Here is a 16,358-nt window from a genome sequence, read left to right as displayed (position 1 = left end):
CGTGTTGCGGGCCCCCGCGCGCGCTCACCGGGGGACGAGGCATCATTCTATCCGCGAATGCGCGGCCTGCGGCGGGCCAGCAGACTCAATGCGCCGGCCTGGCCTCGGGCTTTCGAATCCCCAGCCAGGCGAGCAGCGCCAGCGCGACCCCGATGAGCGCCATTCCCGCGAGCTCGTGCGGGGCCGGGCGCTCGCCCAGTTGCACCCAGGAGGCGATGACGGCGATCACGGGGATGGCGAGCGTGTTGAGGCCGGTCACGCCCGCGGGCGCATGCGAGAGCACATAGGTCCACAGCCACCAGCCGCCGGCCGTCGCGAAGACGGTGGAGTAGGCGAGCGCGATGGCGTACTCGCCGTTCCAGCGCGGCGCCTCGTGCGGGTGCAGGGTCGACAGGAGCACGAGCGGGATCGAACCGAACGCGAGCTGCCACGCCGAGAAGGTGAGCGGCTCCGCATCCTTCGTGGGCCAGCGCTTCGACATCACCGCGGCCAGTGCCCACACCGCGCCCGATACGACGGCCAGGAGGCTGCCCTCCAGGCTCGTGAGCTTCCACGGTGACACGATGAGCACGAGGCCGGCGAAAGCGAGCGCCACCGAAAGCCACTGCGCGCCGCGCATGCGCTCCTGGAGCATGAGGTGCGCGAACAGGATCATCCAGAAGGGCATCGTGTAGACCAGCACCGAGGTCTTGCCCGCCCCCGCGATGAGGAGCGCGAAATGCGTCAGGATCACGAATGCGGCCACCTGCACGAGGCCGAGCACGAGTGCCATCCGGTAGTTCGCCAGCGTGAGCCTGCGCCCGGTCATGGCGATGATCGCGAAAAGCAGCAGCGCGCCCATCACCAGCCGCTCGGCGGCGAAGTCGAAGGGATGCGCGTGCCGGAGCGCGATCTTCATCGCGATCCACGAGTAGCCCCAGATCGCGCACATGGCGGCCATGGCGGCGAGCGGGGCGGAACGGGGGTTCATGCGCGGCGGGCGGTAGAATTGCGGCGAGCCGCGACTCTACCATGACGATTCCCCCCGATTTCCGCGTGCGCCTGGTCGAATGGCCGGAGGCGTGTGCCATCCTCACGCGCATTCGCACAACCGTCTTCGTCGAGGAGCAGAACGTGCCCGCGGAAATCGAGATGGATGGACGCGACGGCGAATGCGCGCACGCGCTGGCCGAGAGCGAGGCGGGCGAGGCCATCGGTACCGGCCGCCTCATGCGCGACGGGCGAATCGGCCGCATGGCGGTGCTGGCCCCGTGGCGCCGCAAGGGCGTCGGCGCCGCGATCCTCGACGCGCTGATGGCGGAGGCGAGGCGGCGCGGCTTTCGCGAAACCTACCTGCACGCGCAGTCGCACGCGCAGGTCTTCTACGCGCGCCACGGCTACGTCGCCGAGGGGGAGGAATACCTCGAGGCCGGCATCCCGCACATTCGCATGCGGGCGCCTCTGGGCGATCGGGGACAGGTTGCGCGAGAAAAGCAGGATTGACGTCTGCTCTTCTTGCGCAACCTGTCCCCTGAAGCCCTGTTACATCAGTCGATCGAGATGTTCAGCTGCTTGATGAGCGCAGCGTAGTCCGCCGTCGCCTGCTTGATGAACTTCGTGAAGTCCTCGCTGCCCAGGTACATGACGGGCTGGTTCAGGTTCGCCATCGTCTTCTGGAACTCGGCGTCCTCGCAGATCTTCTTGATCGTGAGCTCGATGTCCTTCACGACTTCCTTCGGAGTGCCCGCCGGGGCGGCGACACCCTTGATGGAACCCCAGGTGGACACGTCGATACCCTGTTCCTTCAGGGTCGGGACGTCGGGCAGAGTTGCGTCGCGCTGCGGGGTCACCACGGCGAGCGCCTTGAAGCGCCCGGACTTGATGTGGGGGATGACCTCGGAGGGGTGTCCCCCGCCGATCATGAGGTGCCCGCCCGCCAGCGCCGTCGTGGCCTCGGCGCCGCCCGAGAAGGGAACGGTGACGATGTTGATGCCCGCCGCCTTGCCGAACGCGGTGAGGGCGATGTCAACGGCACCCGCCTTCACGGACACCGCCGTCGTGACCGGCTTGCCTTCCTTCTTCGACCACGCGATGACGTCCTTGATCGACTTGAAGGGGGAATTCGCGCCGGTGACGATGACGACCGAGTGGACGGAGACCCTGGCTACCGGGATCAGGTCCTTCACGGGGTCGTAGGGCATTTTCTGCAGGAGCGGCATGACCACGTCATGTCCCGAGCCGTAGCCGAAGTAGAGGGTGTAGCCGTCCGGCTTCGAACGGACCACGCCCTCGGTGCCGACCACGCCGCCGCCGCCGGGCTTGTTGACGACGATGAGGGGCTGTTTCGAGTACTTGGACCAGGTTTTCTCGACGGCCCGCGCCAGCAGGTCGCTGGACCCGCCCGCGCCGAAGGGGACCACGGCGGAGACGGGTTTCGAGGGGTATGCGTCCGCGGCCATCGAGCTGGACGGGAACGCCATGAGTGCGAGCATCGATGCGGTGATTGCAGCGGTGAATCCTTTCATCTTCCTTCTCCCTTCAGGTAGTGGCTTGTGTGCGCAATTTCTGGCGCACGGTGAGTGCGGATTGGCCGATGGCGAGGACCGCGAAAAGCCCGATCAGGACCATCGAAATGGGGCGGTCGACGAATATCGCGAAACTTCCGCCCGACATGAGCAGCGACTGGCGCATCGCCCCTTCGACCATCGGCCCCAGCACGAAGGCGAGCACCAGGGGGCCGGCCTCGAACTTGAGCTTGCGCAGCAGGTAGCCGAAGAGGCCGAAGCCCACCAGGCTGTAGATGTCGAAGACCTGGCCCTGGATGCTGTAGGAGCCGATCGCCGTGAAGAGGATGATGACCGGGGCCATGATCCCGAACGGCACGCGCACGAGCTGGGCCCACAGCCCGACCAGGGGCAGGTTCAGCACGAGGAGCATGACGTTGCCGAGGTACATCGAGGCGATCACGCCCCAGAAGATGTCCGGGTGCTCCTGGATGAGGAACGGCCCCGGCGTGACGCCCTTGATCAGGAGCGCGGCGAAGATCATCGCGATGGAGGCGTTCCCCGGGATGCCCAGCGTGAGCAGCGGGATGAACGACGAGCTCGAGGCGGCATTGTTGGCCGATTCGGGGCCCGCCACGCCCTCGATGGCGCCCTGGCCGAACTCCTCGGGGTGCTTCGAAACCTTCTTTTCGACGGCGTAGGAAGCGAGGGAAGAGATGACCGCCCCGCCGCCCGGAATGACGCCGATGAAGAACCCGATGAGCGTGCCGCGCAGGATCGCCATACGCGAGGCCGCCCAATCGGCCATCGTGGGCCAGACCTGGCCCACCTTGGCCGTGACGGCATCGCCCTTCATCGCGGTCTCGAGGCCGTAGAAGATCTCCCCCAGCCCGAAGACGCCCATCGCGAGCGTGACGAAGTCGAAGCCGCTCTGCAGTTCCGTCACGCCGAAGGCGAACCGCGTCTTCCCGGAAATGGGGTCGAGCCCCACGGCCGCCAGGAGCAGGCCGAGCGCCATCATCACCAGCCCCTTCACGACGGACGATCCCGAGAGCGTCACCGCGAGCAGCAGGCCCACGACCGCGAGCGAGAATTTCTCCGGGGGTCCGAAGCTCAGGGCGAACTGCGCGACCGTCGGGGCGAAAAGCGTCATCCCCACGATGCCCACGGTGCCGGCCACGAACGAGCCGATGGCGGCGATGCCGAGCGCGGCGCCGGCCCGGCCCTTCTGGGCCATCTTGTAGCCGTCGATGCAGGTCACCACCGAGGCCGCCTCTCCCGGCAGGTTGAGAAGAATCGACGTCGTGGAGCCGCCGTACATCGACCCGTAGAAGATCCCGGCCATGAGGATGATGGCGGTGACCGGAGAGTCGATCGCGTAGGTGGCCGGCAGGAGGAGGGCGATGGTGGCCGCGGGTCCCAGCCCCGGGAGCACGCCGACGGCGGTGCCGATCAGCGCGCCGAGGAAGGCGAACAGCAGGTTGGTCGGCGTGAGCGCGACGGAAAAGCCCTGGAGGAGTCCCGCGAAGATGTCCATGGTTGCGCGCCTCAGGAAAACCAGGCGCCGGTGGGCAGCACGCCCTTGAGGAGGAATGAGAAGAGGGCGTACATCGCTGCTGCACATAGCAGGGCGACGACCGCGGTCTTGAGCCAGCCTTCCCTTTCCACGCCCTTCTGCCACCCGACCATGAACAGGACCGTGGACAGGAAGTACCCTGCCCTTTCGAACAGCCAGGCGTAGGCGAGGACGAGGAGCACGCCTGGCACGAGCCGGGCAAGGACGAGCCGGCGCCTTTCGGAGGCCTGCGCAGCGTCGTCGGGGGTGGCCGATTCGGGCGTCTTGCGGGCAAGGAGGGTCATGAGGAACCACAACACCCCGAGCACGGCGAGCGCGATGCCGATCCAGAACGGAAAATATCCGGCGCCCGGCGTGATCATGATGCCGAGCTTCAGATGCTGGTGGGAGTGATACGCGACGCCCAGTCCGAAGGCGACCAGGCCTGCCGATGCGATTCTCTCCGAGCGGTTCACGCAACCGTTCCCATAAAGGCATGCGCCCACTTCGAGGACAAGCCGCCTCGACCCGGCCCTTTGGCCAGGAGCGGCGCTGCAGGACACAGGGTCCCGCATTACGGGACCCGCGATATTGAGCAGGGTCAGTAAGTATTGCCTTTGCCGGGGCCGGCTCAGGACAACGGGTAGGGAAGGGTCTCTATCCGCAGGGCGGGACCGGCGAGCGAGCCGTGCCGAAGCGACTTCTGCGCAATCGCCTCGAGCTGCGCGACCACCAGCGCCTCGTAGCCGCCCTCCGGCGAGGGGGCGACGTTGGCGACGGTGCCGGCGGACTGGTCGCCGAACGCTTCGCTGAAGATCCTGTCGCCCGGGGCCAGCGGCGAGGCCGAGCACACGCGAACGGCGCGCTTCTTGAGGATGCCGCGGTACTGGGTGCGGGCGACGATCTCCTGCCCCGGGTAGCAGCCCTTCTTGAAGCTGACGCCACCGATGAGTTCGTAGTTGGCCATCTGGGGAACGAACTCCTCCTGCGTGCCGGGAACCACTTGCACAACACCGTCACGGATGAGCGAAAGCGCCCAGTCGTCGTGCGAGGCGGCTCGTCCCTCGGGCGCCGAGCCGATGGCGATTGCGCGTGACTCGCCCAGCCGGAACGCCCCGGCCGGGATCGGGCCGCCCCACATGCCGAAGCGAGGAGCGCCGGCCGACACATCCTCGACCTTCACTTTCGAGCGCAGCACGAACATGCGCAGGCGCTTGGCGATGGCCTCGGCGAAGGCGGCGGGCAACATCAGGAAAAAGCCCTCGGCGTCTCGCGCCAGCACGAACGTGGCGAGGAGCCGCCCCTTGGGCGTGCACCAGCCGTTCCACTGCGCGCCACCCACTGCCAGCCCCTTCACGTCGTTGGTGAACTGGTTGTGCAGGAATTCGGCGGCGTCGTCACCCGAAACGCGCAGCAGTGCGTTGGAGGGAGTGAGGTCGCAAACGAGGGGAAGGGCGGAGGTCACGGGTCGGACATGGCGCCAAGGATCGATACGTTCAAGTATAGCGGTGGGGCACCGGTGCGCGCGCCTGCGTGGCGTGTGGACATCGCGCCGGGACCGTCGCGTCTGATCGAGGCCTGGATCACCGGGGTGGCGGCCGCGGCCCTGGCTGCCATCCTGGCCGCCGCCGTGTCGCCGGCTGCGAAGGCCGTACTCACCTGTGCGCTGGCGATCGCCGCGATCCGGGCAGCCCGACGGCACGCCTGGCGGGAGGTGCCCGATGCCCCGCGGCGCCTGATCGTGGATCTCTCCGGCCGGATCGAGATCGAGGGCGTCGACGGTCGCCGGCTTGCCGGGCGAGTCGAGGACGGGTCCTTCGTCGCCCCCTGGCTCACGCTCGTCCGATGGCGCCCCGAAGGCGCGCGATTTGCGCGCGCGGCGCTGATCGCACCCGATGCGGTGGATGCGGAGTCCTTCCGCCGCCTGCGCATCCTCTTGCGGTGGCGATAGGGGACAGACCCCTTTTCCCGTCTTTTCCCGAAAAGGGGTCTGTCCCCTTTTTGTGCGTTTCCGCTCCGGTATAATTTGGGCATGAATTCGCACGTCGCGCCTGCGCAGCCCCTCCTTACGCTGCACGGCAGCGTCGCACTGTCTGCCTTCCGCGTCGAAAAGCTCGTTGCCGGACTGAAACCGGGCCTGCGCGAAGCCGTTGCGATCGACACCCGCTTCGTCCATTTCGCGCTCGTCGCCGAGTCCCTCACGGCCGCGGAAACCGACGTCCTCGCGAAGATCCTCACCTACGGAACGCCGGGCCGCGAGGATCCGATGGGCGAGCTGCGGGTCGTTCTGCCCCGCTTCGGCACTGTGTCGCCGTGGTCGTCCAAGGCGACCGACATCGCGCACAACTGCGGGCTGGAGAAGGTCGTGCGGCTGGAACGCGGCGTGGCCTGGCACTTCGCGAAGAAGGGCGGCAAGCCCCTGGCCGACGACGAGGACCGAGCGCTCGCCACCGCCATCCACGACCGCATGACCGAGACCGTGGTGAACACGCTGGCCGAGGCGTCGCAGCTTTTCGCGCACCGGTCGCCGGGGCCGCTCGCGACGGTCGACCTCGTGGGCCGCGGCAGGCTGGCGCTGGAGGAAGCCAACGCCGCCCTGGGACTCGCGCTGGCGCCCGACGAGATCGACTACCTCGTCGAGAACTTCGCGAGGATGGGCCGAAACCCCACCGACGTGGAACTCATGATGTTCGCGCAGGCCAACAGCGAGCATTGCCGGCACAAGATATTCAATGCCTCGTGGACCCTCGACGGAGCGCGCCAGGACAAGTCGCTTTTCCAGATGATCCGAAATACGCACGCCGTGAGCCCGCGCGGCACCGTGGTCGCGTATTCGGACAACTCCGCGATCATGGAAGGCGCCGAGATCGAACGCTTCTTCCCCGATGCGGAGCAGGGCTGGGGTTACCACCGCGATGTCGCGCACATCCTGATGAAGGTGGAGACCCACAACCACCCGACAGCCATCGCCCCGCACCCCGGCGCGGGCACGGGCGCGGGCGGAGAGATCCGCGACGAGGGCGCAACCGGCACGGGCGCGAAGCCCAAGGCCGGCCTCACCGGGTTCTGCGTCTCGAACCTGAATCTTCCGGGGCAGCGCGAGCCCTGGGAAGGCGACTACGGAAAACCGGGGCGAATCGCCACACCGCTCGCGATCATGGTCGAGGGCCCCATCGGTGGCGCCGCCTACAACAACGAGTTCGGCCGGCCCAATCTCGCCGGCTACTTCCGCACCTTCGAGATGCCCGTCGCGGGCGAGGTGCGCGGCTACCACAAGCCCATCATGCTGGCCGGGGGCCTGGGAAACATTTCCGGCCGGCACGTGCTGAAGCAGGGGTTCGACGCGAACACCGTCTTCGTGCACCTGGGCGGCCCTTCGTTCCTCATCGGTCTGGGCGGCGGTGCGGCCTCCTCGATGGCGAGCGGCACCAACACCGAGTCACTGGATTTCGATTCCGTGCAGCGCGCCAATGCGGAACTCGAGCGCCGTTGCCAGGAGGTGATCGACGCGTGCTGGCAGATGGGAGAGGCGAACCCGATCCTGTCAGTCCACGACGTGGGTGCGGGCGGGCTCTCGAACGCGTTCCCGGAGCTCGCGCACTCCGGCGGCGTGGGCGCGGCCTTCGACCTGCGCAAGGTGCCCAACGAAGAGCCGGGCATGACGCCGATGCAGATCTGGTCCAACGAGTCGCAGGAGCGCTACGTGCTCGCGATTCCGGCGGACCGGCTGGCGCACTTCGAGCGATTCTGCGAACGCGAACGCTGCCCCTACGCGGTGGTGGGGCGGGCGCGGGCGGATGACCAGCTCGTGGTCGAGGACCCGCAGTTCGGGAACAGGCCGGTGGACATGCCGCTGGAGGTGCTCCTGGGCAAGCCGCCGCGCATGCACCGCGACGTGAAGCGTGTGGCGAGGACGCTCGAACCGCTCGACACTTCCGCGATCGACCTCAAGGACGCGGCCCGCCGCGTGCTCCGGTTGCCGGCCGTTGCGGACAAGACTTTCCTCGTCACCATCGGCGACCGTTCCGTGGGCGGGATGTGCGTTCGCGACCAGATGGTCGGCCCCTGGCAGGTGCCGGTCGCCGATTGCGCCGTCACGACGATGGGCTACGGGACCTATCTCGGCGAGGCGATGGCGATCGGCGAGCGCACGCCGGTCGCGCTCATCGACGGTCCCGCTTCGGGGCGCATGGCGGTGGGCGAGGCGATCACGAACATCGCGGCCGCGCCAATCGCAAGCCTGGGCGACGTCAAGCTGTCCGCCAACTGGATGTGCGCGGCGGGGCATCCGGGCGAGGATGCTTCGCTCTTCGACACCGTGAAGGCGGTCGGCATGGAGCTTTGCCCCGCGCTCGGTGTGTCGATTCCCGTCGGCAAGGATTCCATGTCGATGAAGACGACGTGGAAGGACGCCGTCACGGGCGAGGCGAAGGCCGTCACCGCGCCGCTCTCCCTCATCATCTCGGCCTTTGCGCCGGTGACGGATGCGAGGAGAACTCTCACGCCCCAGCTTCGCACCGACCTCGGCGCGACCGAGATCGTCCTCATCGACCTGGGGGGCGGCAGGAATCGCCTTGGCGGCTCGGCGCTTGCGCAGGTGAGCGGCCAGCTCGGCGACGTGGCGCCCGATCTGGACGAGCCTGCAAAGCTCGCGGCGTTCTTCGGCGCGATCCAGTCGCTGAACGCGGACGGGAGAATCATCGCCTATCACGACCGGTCGGATGGGGGCCTCTTTGCCACGCTCTGCGAGATGGCCTTCGCCGGCCGCTCGGGAGTGACCGTCTATCTCGACAACCTCGCGCTCGACCCGAAGCAGCTCGACGTCGATGGCCATGAGCGCCAGACCGACGTGCTTGCCGGCAACCTCGCCGAGCGCATCCTCGCGGTGCTCTTCTGCGAGGAACTGGGGGCGGTGCTGCAGGTGAGGAAGGACGATCGCGCGGCGGTGATGCAGGCGCTTCGCGAGGCGGGCCTTTCGCGCGAGTCGCACGTGATCGGGCATCCCAATGCGGACGGCCAGGTACGCGTGATCGTGAACGGCAAGCCCGTGCTGGCGGAGAAGCGCATCGACCTGCACCGCGAGTGGTCGTCGGTCACGCACGCCATCCAGCGCCTGCGCGACAACCCGGCCTGCGCCGACGAGGAATACGACCGGATCCTCGATGCGGGCGATCCGGGGCTGCACGCGAAGCTCTCCTTCGATCCGGCCGAGGACATTGCCGCGCCGTTCATCGCAAGGGGCGCCCGGCCGAAGATCGCGATCCTGCGCGAGCAGGGCGTCAACGGCCAGATGGAAATGGCGGCGTCGTTCGATCGCGCCGGATTTGCTGCCTTCGACGTGCACATGAGCGACATCATCGCCGGGCGCGTGAAGCTCTCGGATTTCAAGGGCTTCGCGGCGTGCGGCGGCTTCAGCTACGGCGATACGCTGGGCGCGGGAGAGGGATGGGCCAAGTCGATCCTCTTCAATGCGCGGGCGCGCGACGAGTTCGAGGCGTTCTTCGGCCGCGCCGATTCCTTCGCGCTGGGGGCCTGCAACGGCTGCCAGATGGTGTCGAACCTGAAGTCCATCATCCCCGGAGCGCAGAACTGGCCGCACTTCGAGCGCAACCTCTCCGAGCAGTACGAGTCGCGCTTCGCTCTCATGGAGGTGCAGAAGTCGCCCTCGATCCTCTTCGCCGGCATGGAAGGCAGCCGGATCCCGATCGTCACGGCGCACGGCGAGGGCAAGGCCACGTTCCGGGACGCGAAGTCGCTCGAAGCCTGCCAGTACCTCGTGGCTGCGCGCTTCGTGGACAACCGCGGCAAGCCCACGCAGGCGTACCCCTACAACGCCAACGGTTCGCCCGGCGGCATCACGAGCGTCACCACGCCCGACGGCCGGTTCACGATCATGATGCCGCACCCGGAGCGCGTGTTCCGCACGGTGCTCATGTCCTGGCACCCGGATGGCTGGGGCGAGGATTCGCCGTGGATGCGCATGTTCCGCAATGCCCGGGTGTGGCTCGGGTAGAAAAGGGTTCTGTCCCCTTTTTTGAGTAACCCGACCCCATTACGCAGAAGGAGGCGCCGTGTACGTTGTGATATGGCGTTACCGCGTCGAACCCGCCCACGAGGCGAAGTTCGCGAAGGCCTACGGCCCGAAGGGCGAGTGGGCGAAGTTCTTCTCGTCCGCGAAGGACTATCTCGGAACGGAACTCCTCGCGGACGACGAGCGGCCCGGCGAGTTCGTCACGATCGACCGCTGGGCGAGCGAGGAGGCGTACAGCGCCTTCCTCGGCGATCACGAAAGCGACTACGACCGGCTCGATCGCCGCTTCGAATCCCTCACGCTCTCGGAAACCCGGCTTGGCGCCTACGGTGTTGCCGGCGAGAAGGGCCCGGCGCCCCCTGAGCGGAAATGAACCCGGCGCCGTTGTCGTTCGCGCGGATGGGAGCGCAGGAGCGCGACGCGGCCTTCGACCTCTTTCTCGCCTTCCTGCGGGCCGATCCGCACTACCTCGACGTCGCCGCGCGCTATGGTGATGGCGGGCCGGAGGCGTTGCGGGGCGCGCTCGCGCTCTTCGTCGGCAGGCCCGAACTGGGCTTCGTCTGGATGGCACGGCGGGGCGCCGACGTCGTGGGCTGCTGCGTGGCCTGCTTCGCCATCTCCACCTCGCGCGGCACGCTCGTGGCAAAGCTCGACGACGTGAACGTGCGGCCGGGGCTGGAAGGGCAGGGCATCGGCTCGGCCATGCTCGATTCCCTCAAGGCCGAGCTGCGCAGGTCGGGCGTGACGCGCATCGACACCGCCACCCATTTCGACAACCCCGGCGCCCGGCGCTTCTACGAGCGCCACGGCTTCGCGACCCTGCGCGAAGAGCGCCTCTCCTGCCTCCTCTGATCCCGGGGACGGTTCCGGAGAACCGGGCGTCCGCAATGCCTGTCCCTAGCGGCGCTCGACCTTGCGCAGCCAATCGTCGCTGATGCGATAGGCGGGATAGGCGCGGCGGAACTCGGCCAGGGCGCGGTCGGCGTCGTCGTGCCGGCCCTGGGCACGCAGTTCGGCGATGCGCTCGAGGCGCCGTTCCGGGGTTTGCATCGCCTCCGCCTGGGGTTTCTCCGCCGTGACCGAGTCGCGAGCCGTTTCCGACTTTGCGCGCTTGGCCACCTGCGGCGCGGCGCGGGCATTGTCGGCAGAGGCTGCGGCACCGGCGGCAACGGGCGGAACGGCCAGGGCCGCCGGAGCCTGCGCGGGCGGGGGAGCGACTGCGGCAGGCAACGGAGCGATCGGGACAGACAAGGGAGCGACCGCGGCAGGCGCAGCTCGCATCGAAGCCGTCGCGGGAGGCGAAGCGGGAGTGGGATGCGAAGCGGACGCGGGAGGCGAAGCAGGCGTGGGATGCGAAGCGGGTGCCGGAGGCGAAGCGCGCGCCGGAGAACTTGCGGAAACGGCCGGCGGACTGGCGGGCGCGGCAGGTTCCTCCGTCTCCGGCGCCGCCTGCGCAACGGGATACTCCGCGCTGCCCGATGAAACCGGCGTGCCGTCCACGACCATCGGCTTCTCGCGATCGACGTTCAGGGAAATCCCGATGGCGAGCGCGAGCACGGCGGCGATCGAGACGGGAACCTGCCATCGGCGCGCCCCTCCCGGCCTCGATCCCACGGCCCGCCGGGCAGCGGCCTGGATCGCGGCATCGAGCGCGGGCGAAGGCCCGTCGCCCGGCATGTCGCGGTAAGCCGCGCAAACGCGATCGTCGCGTGGATCAGCCATCGAGGGCCTCCCGGAGCCGGGCCGTCGCATAGCGAACGCGGCTCTTCGCGGCCTCCTCGCTGGAGCCGGTGGCTGCCGCGATTTCGGCGATGGACATGTCCGCTTCCTCCTTCATCACGAATGCCTCGCGCTGCGCGGGCGGCAGCTTCTCGAATGCCAGCGCGAATCGGGCCATCGCTTCGCGGGTCGACGCCTGCGCGAACGGCTCGTTGGCCGGATCGCCGGGCGGATCGATGCCGGGGCGTCCGTCATCGTCGCCGCCGTCGAGTGGCACGAGCACGAGGCCCTTCTTGCGCCACACGTCCACGAGCCGGTTGTGCGCGATGGCGTAGATCCAGGTCGTGAACTTCGCGCGCGGCTCGTACCGGGCCCGGGCCTCGACAGCCTTCATCCAGACTTCCTGGAAGATCTCCTCCGCGTCGGCGCGAGACGGAAGCGAGCGCGCGATGAAGCGAAACACCGTTGCCTTGTGACGGGCGTAGAGGCGGTCGAACGCGCCGGCGTCTCCTTGCGCGAAGGCGAGCATGAGTTGTTCGTCGGTTTCCGGCACGCGGGAAGTTTACGCTGCCCGCGTGGCCGGCGAAGCGTCCGGTTCAGGCACCCGGCGGCCGGTGCCAGAAGCGATAGCTGGAAACCGGGTCCGGCACGAACCCGGGAAAGGGATTCGGGTCGCGGGGCATCGGCGCCGCGCGGATCACGCCCTGGGCAACGAGGTTCCTCGTGCTGTCGTAGTAGATCGAGATCGTTTCGACGGGGTAGGGCGAGGCACGCTCGAAATCCGTCCATCGCGTCGGGTTCGTTTCCACGCGACCGTGACCGGTGCCCAACGGCGACTCCGACTGCGTGCGCTTGGACACGGAATCGCGTGACTCGGCTCGTTCGGCGGGCGCCGCCGCGGCCGGGGCTGCCGGAGAGGCGGACCCGCCCGACGATTCCTGCTTCGAGAACGGCATCGGGCGATACGGCTCGACCGCCACCGGTTCCGCAGGCTTCCTCTTGAAGAGCGCCACGCCGATCACGCCCACGTCGTCGGGCCGGCCGGTACGCGCCGCGTAGGAATCAGGAAGCGTGGTGAAGTAGAACGCAGCCGTGCGCTGCATGCTCTTGCGCCAGCCCGAAACGTCCATCGAGGCGTACGAGGCCAGGACATAGCCGCTTTGCGTGGCGGCGGCCGATTGCCCCGTGATCGCGTTCACGCCGTCCACGCTCACCACGGCGAGCAGGTCCTCGCCGGCGACGTTGCGCACGCGAATCTGGTACTCGTTTCCCGGCTGCCCGGCGACAAAGGCGCGCCCGTCCTTCCAGTGGACGGGCAGTTCCCGGTTGGCGGTTCGGTCGAAGACCGTGATGCGGGCGAGGCTGCCGACCCCGCTCGCGCAGGCGGGCAGGGTGAAGGCGATGGCGGCGGCGACGGCGAGCAGGGTGAAGCGCTTCATGACGGCTCCTTTCGGGCTGCCCCGGCCGGGATGGCGGGGTCAGGTCATGAAACGGCGCGGCCGGGGAAAAGGGTCAATGCGTGATGACGACGAGCACGTTGCAGGGCGCGTGCTCGATGAGCGCCCGCGAAACCGAGCCCCGCCACCAGCGCGCAGCCCACCCTTCGAGGTGCCGGTGACCGACGACGATGAGGTCGGCACCGATCTTCTTCGCGCACTTCGCGATCTCGTCGACCGGATCCCCGATCACGACCTCGCCGGTGGCCTTGTACCCCGCCTCCGCGAGGCGGCTCAGTCCCTCGTCCAGGACGTCCTGGTACTGCTGCCGGTCCCGTTCCTCGGCCCCGGCGTCGTAGACACCCCCTTCGGCGCCGACGAACATGGCGGCCGACGGCATGACGGCGATCAGGGAAAGTTCCGTCTGGCCCCATTGCGCGACGTCGCGGCAGTCGAGCAGGGCCTTCTGGCCGGTTGGGGAGCCGTCGTAGGCAAGCAGTATTCTCTTGTACATGGAAGCCTCCATTCCGGTGGACCAATCGCCATGGTCGCCATGAACCGCCCGCGGCGCAAGCTCGCGCTTTCGCGGGTCTATGGGCTGCTCGAGCCGGGCCCCGTGGTGCTCCTCACGACCGCGCACAAGGGGCGCGCCAACGTGATGACGATGTCGTGGCACACGATGCTGGAATTCGAGCCCCCGCTGGTGGGGTGCGTGGTGAGCGGGCGCAACTTCTCCTTCGACCTGTTGAGGAAATCGAAAGCGTGCGTGCTCGCCATCCCGTCGTCGGCGCTCGCCAGGAAAGTCGTGGGTTGCGGCAACACCAGCGGACGAACGGTGGACAAGTTCGCCACCTTCGGCCTCTCGCCGGTCCCGGCTTCGCAAGTGGCGGCACCGCTGCTGGCCGAATGCTTCGCCAACCTGGAATGCCGGGTCGTCGATACGCGCCTCGTCAACCGGTACAACTTCTTCATCCTCGAGGTGGTCGCGGCGTGGATCGACGCGTCGGGCAGGAGCCGGCGCACGATACACCACCGGGGCCGCGGCGAGTTCATGGTCGCCGGCAGGACGGTGAAGCTGCCTTCGCGGATGAAGTGACGCCGCGCGCGGTCAGCCGTCCGCCGGCTCACCCAATTCCAGGTCGACCATCATCTCGTTGGCCAGCGCCTCCAGCCCGCGCCGCAGCTCGACGTTCGGCAGGTCGGCGGGCACGGCAAGCAATGCCCTCACCTTGAACAGTTGCTCGCCGGACATCGCGGCGCTCGCGACCTGCGTGTGGAGCTCCTCGATGCTGACGCCGCGTTGCGCGAGGCTGCCGGACAGGTCGCGGATGATGCCCGGGCGATCGTGGCCGACCAGCTCCAGCCGCACGCGGCGGCGCGGGGGGGTCGCGTTGCCCGCCTGGCTGCGCGCGATGACGATGCGCAGTCCCGCGGATTCCAGATCGCCGAGCGCATGGGCGAGAGCGTCGGCCTTCTCGTCCGACACCTCGAAATGCACCATGCCGGCAAACTGGCCGGCCAGGTTCGCCATGCGGCTGCCGGCCCAGTTGGCGCCGAAGCGCTGCGCGACGTCCGACAGGTCGTTCACGATTCCAGGCCGATCGGGGCCGATGGCCGTCACCACGAGCGAGGTCGTCATGGCACTTCCTTCCGGGGGCGGATGTCCTTCGCGGGATGATAGCGCGAATGAAAAAGGGCGCCCGCGGGCGCCCTTCCTCGTCAGGCCGCGAGGCGTATGACTACCGCTCCTCCACCTTCGCCTTGCTGCGCAGGTCCATCACCAGCTTCTGGATCTGCTGCTGCTGCGCGCGCTGGCGGAACTGCTCCTTCAGCTCGTCGAACGCGGGCACCTTCAGCGGGCGCACGTCGTCCAGGCGGATCACGTGGAAGCCGAAGTCGGTCTTCACCGGCGCGGTCGTGGTCTGGCCCTTCTTCAGCGCCATCACGGCGTCGGCGAACGGCTTCACGTAGCGGGCGCCGGGGCCCCAGTCGAGATCGCCGCCGTTGTCCTTGGAGCCGGGGTCCTTCGACTTTTCCTTGGCGAGCTTGGCGAAGTCGGCGCCCTTGCCCAGGTCCGCGATGATCGCCTTCGCATCGTCTTCCTTGTCCACGAGGATGTGGCGGACCTTGTACTCGTTCTCGCCCATGGACTTCTTGAATTCCTCGTACTGCTTCTGCAGCTCGGCGTCGGTGATCGGGTGCGCCTTCACTTCGCTCTCGAAGAGGGCGCGCACGAGCACGGCCTGGCGGGCCATGTCCATCTGCGCGGCCACCTCGGGGTTCTTGTCGAGGCCGCGCTTCTGCGCCGCCTGCACGAGCACCTCGCGGTTGATGAGCTCCTCCTTCACGGCCTGCATGCGCTCGGGCGTGTTGGGCTGGCCGCTCGCGGTGAGCTCCTTGCTCATCATGTCGATGCGCGACTGCGGGATGGTGACGCCGTTCACGACGATCTTGCCGGCGGCGGCCTTCTTGGGAGCCGCTTTCTCCTGGGCCACGGCGCCGAAGGCGAGCGTGCCCGCGACGAGCGCGACGGCGAGGTTTTTCAGGGTGGAATGCATGAATGGTCCTTTTCGTGGGGTCAGAACTGCTCGGGCGCGAACGCCTCGATTCTCAGGGCGTGGATGTCGCGTTTCATGAGGTCGCCCAGGGCCTCATAAATCATTCGATGCCTCGCCAGCGGCGCCTTGCCGCGGAAGGCTTCCGAAACGATGGTGAGCTGCCAGTGCGCGCCGTCGGCGCCATGGCCGATGTGCAGGTGGTCCTCGTCCACCAGTTGCACGCTTTCCGGCTTCAGCGCGGCAAGGCGCTCGCGGATGGCGCTCTCGAGGTTCACGGCAGCGTCTTCCTGAACGGCTTGACCGTCACGCGGGCGTACACGCCGGCGGTCACATAGGGATCCGCACTGGCCCACGCAAGCGCCAGTTCGCGCGAGGCGAATTCCGCCACGATCAGCGATCCGGAGAAACCGGCCGGGCCGGGATCCTCCGCGTCGATGAGCGGATGCGGGCCGGCGATGACCAGCCGTCCCTCGGCCAGCAGCGCCTTGAGGCGCTCCACGTGGGCCGGGCGAGCGGCGAGGCGCTTGTCGAGGGAGCCGGGAAAATCCTCGGCGATGATGGCGTAGAGCATGGGGG

General features: G+C 68.1%; 19 protein-coding genes. 6 read left to right on the top strand and 13 right to left on the bottom strand.

The window, feature by feature from the left end; genetic code table 11:
- Window positions 1-85: 85 nt before the first annotated feature.
- Entirely contained in the window at window positions 86-970 is an 885-nt protein-coding gene (locus tag IPP91_14055; protein ID MBL0143188.1) for a DMT family transporter, read from the bottom strand.
- A gap of 41 nt (window positions 971-1,011) precedes the next feature.
- Here IPP91_14055 and IPP91_14050 point away from each other — a divergent pair, with 41 nt between their 5' ends.
- On the top strand, window positions 1,012-1,482 hold the full coding sequence (locus IPP91_14050) for a GNAT family N-acetyltransferase (GenBank protein ID MBL0143187.1): 471 nt from the start codon (window positions 1,012-1,014) through the stop codon (window positions 1,480-1,482).
- A gap of 44 nt (window positions 1,483-1,526) precedes the next feature.
- On the opposite strand, the gene IPP91_14045 is transcribed toward IPP91_14050, so the two are convergent.
- From IPP91_14045 to IPP91_14030, 4 genes are all read right to left on the bottom strand, one after another.
- The gene (locus IPP91_14045; protein ID MBL0143186.1) at window positions 1,527-2,504 is read right to left on the bottom strand and encodes a tripartite tricarboxylate transporter substrate binding protein; all 978 of its coding nucleotides are present in this window, start codon (window positions 2,502-2,504) and stop codon (window positions 1,527-1,529) included.
- 13 nt (window positions 2,505-2,517) lie between these two features.
- Window positions 2,518-4,020, bottom strand: a complete 1,503-nt coding sequence (locus IPP91_14040) for a tripartite tricarboxylate transporter permease (GenBank protein ID MBL0143185.1) — start codon at window positions 4,018-4,020, stop codon at window positions 2,518-2,520.
- Window positions 4,021-4,031: 11 nt separating this feature from the next.
- The gene (locus IPP91_14035; protein MBL0143184.1) at window positions 4,032-4,514 is read right to left on the bottom strand and encodes a tripartite tricarboxylate transporter TctB family protein; all 483 of its coding nucleotides are present in this window, start codon (window positions 4,512-4,514) and stop codon (window positions 4,032-4,034) included.
- A 155-nt stretch (window positions 4,515-4,669) separates the two neighbouring features.
- Window positions 4,670-5,503 (bottom strand): folate-binding protein YgfZ, encoded by an 834-nt coding sequence (locus IPP91_14030; protein MBL0143183.1) that lies wholly within the window; start codon window positions 5,501-5,503, stop codon window positions 4,670-4,672.
- Between the two features lie 9 nt (window positions 5,504-5,512).
- Here IPP91_14030 and IPP91_14025 point away from each other — a divergent pair, with 9 nt between their 5' ends.
- The 4 genes from IPP91_14025 to IPP91_14010 all read left to right on the top strand — a co-directional run bounded on the left by IPP91_14025 (window position 5,513) and on the right by IPP91_14010 (window position 10,921).
- On the top strand, window positions 5,513-5,989 hold the full coding sequence (locus tag IPP91_14025) for a hypothetical protein (protein MBL0143182.1): 477 nt from the start codon (window positions 5,513-5,515) through the stop codon (window positions 5,987-5,989).
- A gap of 81 nt (window positions 5,990-6,070) precedes the next feature.
- Window positions 6,071-10,051 carry a phosphoribosylformylglycinamidine synthase gene (purL, locus tag IPP91_14020; GenBank protein MBL0143181.1) on the top strand — a complete coding sequence of 1,327 codons (3,981 nt, stop codon included), beginning with the start codon at window positions 6,071-6,073 and terminating at the stop codon, window positions 10,049-10,051.
- A gap of 58 nt (window positions 10,052-10,109) precedes the next feature.
- A complete protein-coding gene (locus IPP91_14015; protein ID MBL0143180.1) occupies window positions 10,110-10,442 on the top strand; it encodes an antibiotic biosynthesis monooxygenase in 333 nt (110 codons plus the stop codon).
- Window positions 10,439-10,921, top strand: a complete 483-nt coding sequence (locus tag IPP91_14010; protein ID MBL0143179.1) for a GNAT family N-acetyltransferase — start codon at window positions 10,439-10,441, stop codon at window positions 10,919-10,921. Before IPP91_14015 ends, IPP91_14010 begins: the two co-directional genes overlap by 4 nt.
- A gap of 45 nt (window positions 10,922-10,966) precedes the next feature.
- Here the strand turns inward: IPP91_14010 and IPP91_14005 are convergent, their stop codons facing one another.
- The 4 genes from IPP91_14005 to IPP91_13990 form a co-directional block, all read right to left on the bottom strand.
- Complete coding sequence (locus tag IPP91_14005) at window positions 10,967-11,791, bottom strand: hypothetical protein (GenBank protein MBL0143178.1); 825 nt, start codon at window positions 11,789-11,791, stop codon at window positions 10,967-10,969.
- Window positions 11,784-12,341: a sigma-70 family RNA polymerase sigma factor gene (locus IPP91_14000; GenBank protein ID MBL0143177.1), complete on the bottom strand. Its 558-nt coding sequence runs from the start codon at window positions 12,339-12,341 to the stop codon at window positions 11,784-11,786. The genes IPP91_14005 and IPP91_14000 overlap by 8 nt, the downstream gene beginning before the upstream one ends.
- A 43-nt stretch (window positions 12,342-12,384) precedes the next feature.
- Window positions 12,385-13,227, bottom strand: coding sequence for a hypothetical protein (locus tag IPP91_13995; protein MBL0143176.1), 843 nt, complete (start codon window positions 13,225-13,227; stop codon window positions 12,385-12,387).
- 73 nt (window positions 13,228-13,300) lie between these two features.
- Window positions 13,301-13,738, bottom strand: coding sequence for a universal stress protein (locus IPP91_13990; GenBank protein ID MBL0143175.1), 438 nt, complete (start codon window positions 13,736-13,738; stop codon window positions 13,301-13,303).
- Window positions 13,739-13,777: 39 nt separating this feature from the next.
- Between IPP91_13990 and IPP91_13985 the strand changes: the two genes are divergently transcribed.
- Window positions 13,778-14,320 (top strand): flavin reductase family protein, encoded by a 543-nt coding sequence (locus IPP91_13985; GenBank protein MBL0143174.1) that lies wholly within the window; start codon window positions 13,778-13,780, stop codon window positions 14,318-14,320.
- Window positions 14,321-14,332: 12 nt separating this feature from the next.
- Here the strand turns inward: IPP91_13985 and IPP91_13980 are convergent, their stop codons facing one another.
- The 4 genes from IPP91_13980 to IPP91_13965 all read right to left on the bottom strand — a co-directional run bounded on the left by IPP91_13980 (window position 14,333) and on the right by IPP91_13965 (window position 16,353).
- Window positions 14,333-14,863, bottom strand: coding sequence for a glycine cleavage system protein R (locus IPP91_13980; protein MBL0143173.1), 531 nt, complete (start codon window positions 14,861-14,863; stop codon window positions 14,333-14,335).
- 100 nt (window positions 14,864-14,963) lie between these two features.
- The gene (locus IPP91_13975) at window positions 14,964-15,782 is read right to left on the bottom strand and encodes a peptidylprolyl isomerase (GenBank protein ID MBL0143172.1); all 819 of its coding nucleotides are present in this window, start codon (window positions 15,780-15,782) and stop codon (window positions 14,964-14,966) included.
- A 20-nt stretch (window positions 15,783-15,802) separates the two neighbouring features.
- Window positions 15,803-16,057, bottom strand: a complete 255-nt coding sequence (locus IPP91_13970) for a BolA family transcriptional regulator (protein ID MBL0143171.1) — start codon at window positions 16,055-16,057, stop codon at window positions 15,803-15,805.
- The gene (locus IPP91_13965; protein MBL0143170.1) at window positions 16,054-16,353 is read right to left on the bottom strand and encodes a YciI family protein; all 300 of its coding nucleotides are present in this window, start codon (window positions 16,351-16,353) and stop codon (window positions 16,054-16,056) included. Before IPP91_13965 ends, IPP91_13970 begins: the two co-directional genes overlap by 4 nt.
- Window positions 16,354-16,358: the final 5 nt, after the last annotated feature.

Source organism: Betaproteobacteria bacterium, assembly GCA_016720855.1.
Lineage (GTDB): Bacteria > Pseudomonadota > Gammaproteobacteria > Burkholderiales > Usitatibacteraceae > FEB-7.
The sequence above is the reverse complement of the archived record's forward strand: the minus strand, read 5'-3'. Positions and strand labels throughout refer to the sequence as shown.

Excerpts from the sequence above, each read along its gene's own strand:
- IPP91_14055 (MBL0143188.1), bottom strand. The coding sequence starts at position 970 with ATGAACCCCCGTTCCGCCCCGCTCGCCGCCATGGCCGCCATGTGCGCG.
- IPP91_14050 (MBL0143187.1), top strand. The coding sequence starts at position 1,012 with ATGACGATTCCCCCCGATTTCCGCGTGCGCCTGGTCGAATGGCCGGAG.
- IPP91_14045 (MBL0143186.1), bottom strand. The coding sequence starts at position 2,504 with ATGAAAGGATTCACCGCTGCAATCACCGCATCGATGCTCGCACTCATG.
- IPP91_14040 (MBL0143185.1), bottom strand. The coding sequence starts at position 4,020 with ATGGACATCTTCGCGGGACTCCTCCAGGGCTTTTCCGTCGCGCTCACG.
- IPP91_14025 (MBL0143182.1), top strand. The coding sequence starts at position 5,513 with ATGGCGCCAAGGATCGATACGTTCAAGTATAGCGGTGGGGCACCGGTG.
- purL (MBL0143181.1), top strand. The coding sequence starts at position 6,071 with ATGAATTCGCACGTCGCGCCTGCGCAGCCCCTCCTTACGCTGCACGGC.
- IPP91_14010 (MBL0143179.1), top strand. The coding sequence starts at position 10,439 with ATGAACCCGGCGCCGTTGTCGTTCGCGCGGATGGGAGCGCAGGAGCGC.
- IPP91_14005 (MBL0143178.1), bottom strand. The coding sequence starts at position 11,791 with ATGGCTGATCCACGCGACGATCGCGTTTGCGCGGCTTACCGCGACATG.
- IPP91_13995 (MBL0143176.1), bottom strand. The coding sequence starts at position 13,227 with ATGAAGCGCTTCACCCTGCTCGCCGTCGCCGCCGCCATCGCCTTCACC.
- IPP91_13990 (MBL0143175.1), bottom strand. The coding sequence starts at position 13,738 with ATGTACAAGAGAATACTGCTTGCCTACGACGGCTCCCCAACCGGCCAG.
- IPP91_13985 (MBL0143174.1), top strand. The coding sequence starts at position 13,778 with ATGAACCGCCCGCGGCGCAAGCTCGCGCTTTCGCGGGTCTATGGGCTG.
- IPP91_13980 (MBL0143173.1), bottom strand. The coding sequence starts at position 14,863 with ATGACGACCTCGCTCGTGGTGACGGCCATCGGCCCCGATCGGCCTGGA.
- IPP91_13975 (MBL0143172.1), bottom strand. The coding sequence starts at position 15,782 with ATGCATTCCACCCTGAAAAACCTCGCCGTCGCGCTCGTCGCGGGCACG.
- IPP91_13965 (MBL0143170.1), bottom strand. The coding sequence starts at position 16,353 with ATGCTCTACGCCATCATCGCCGAGGATTTTCCCGGCTCCCTCGACAAG.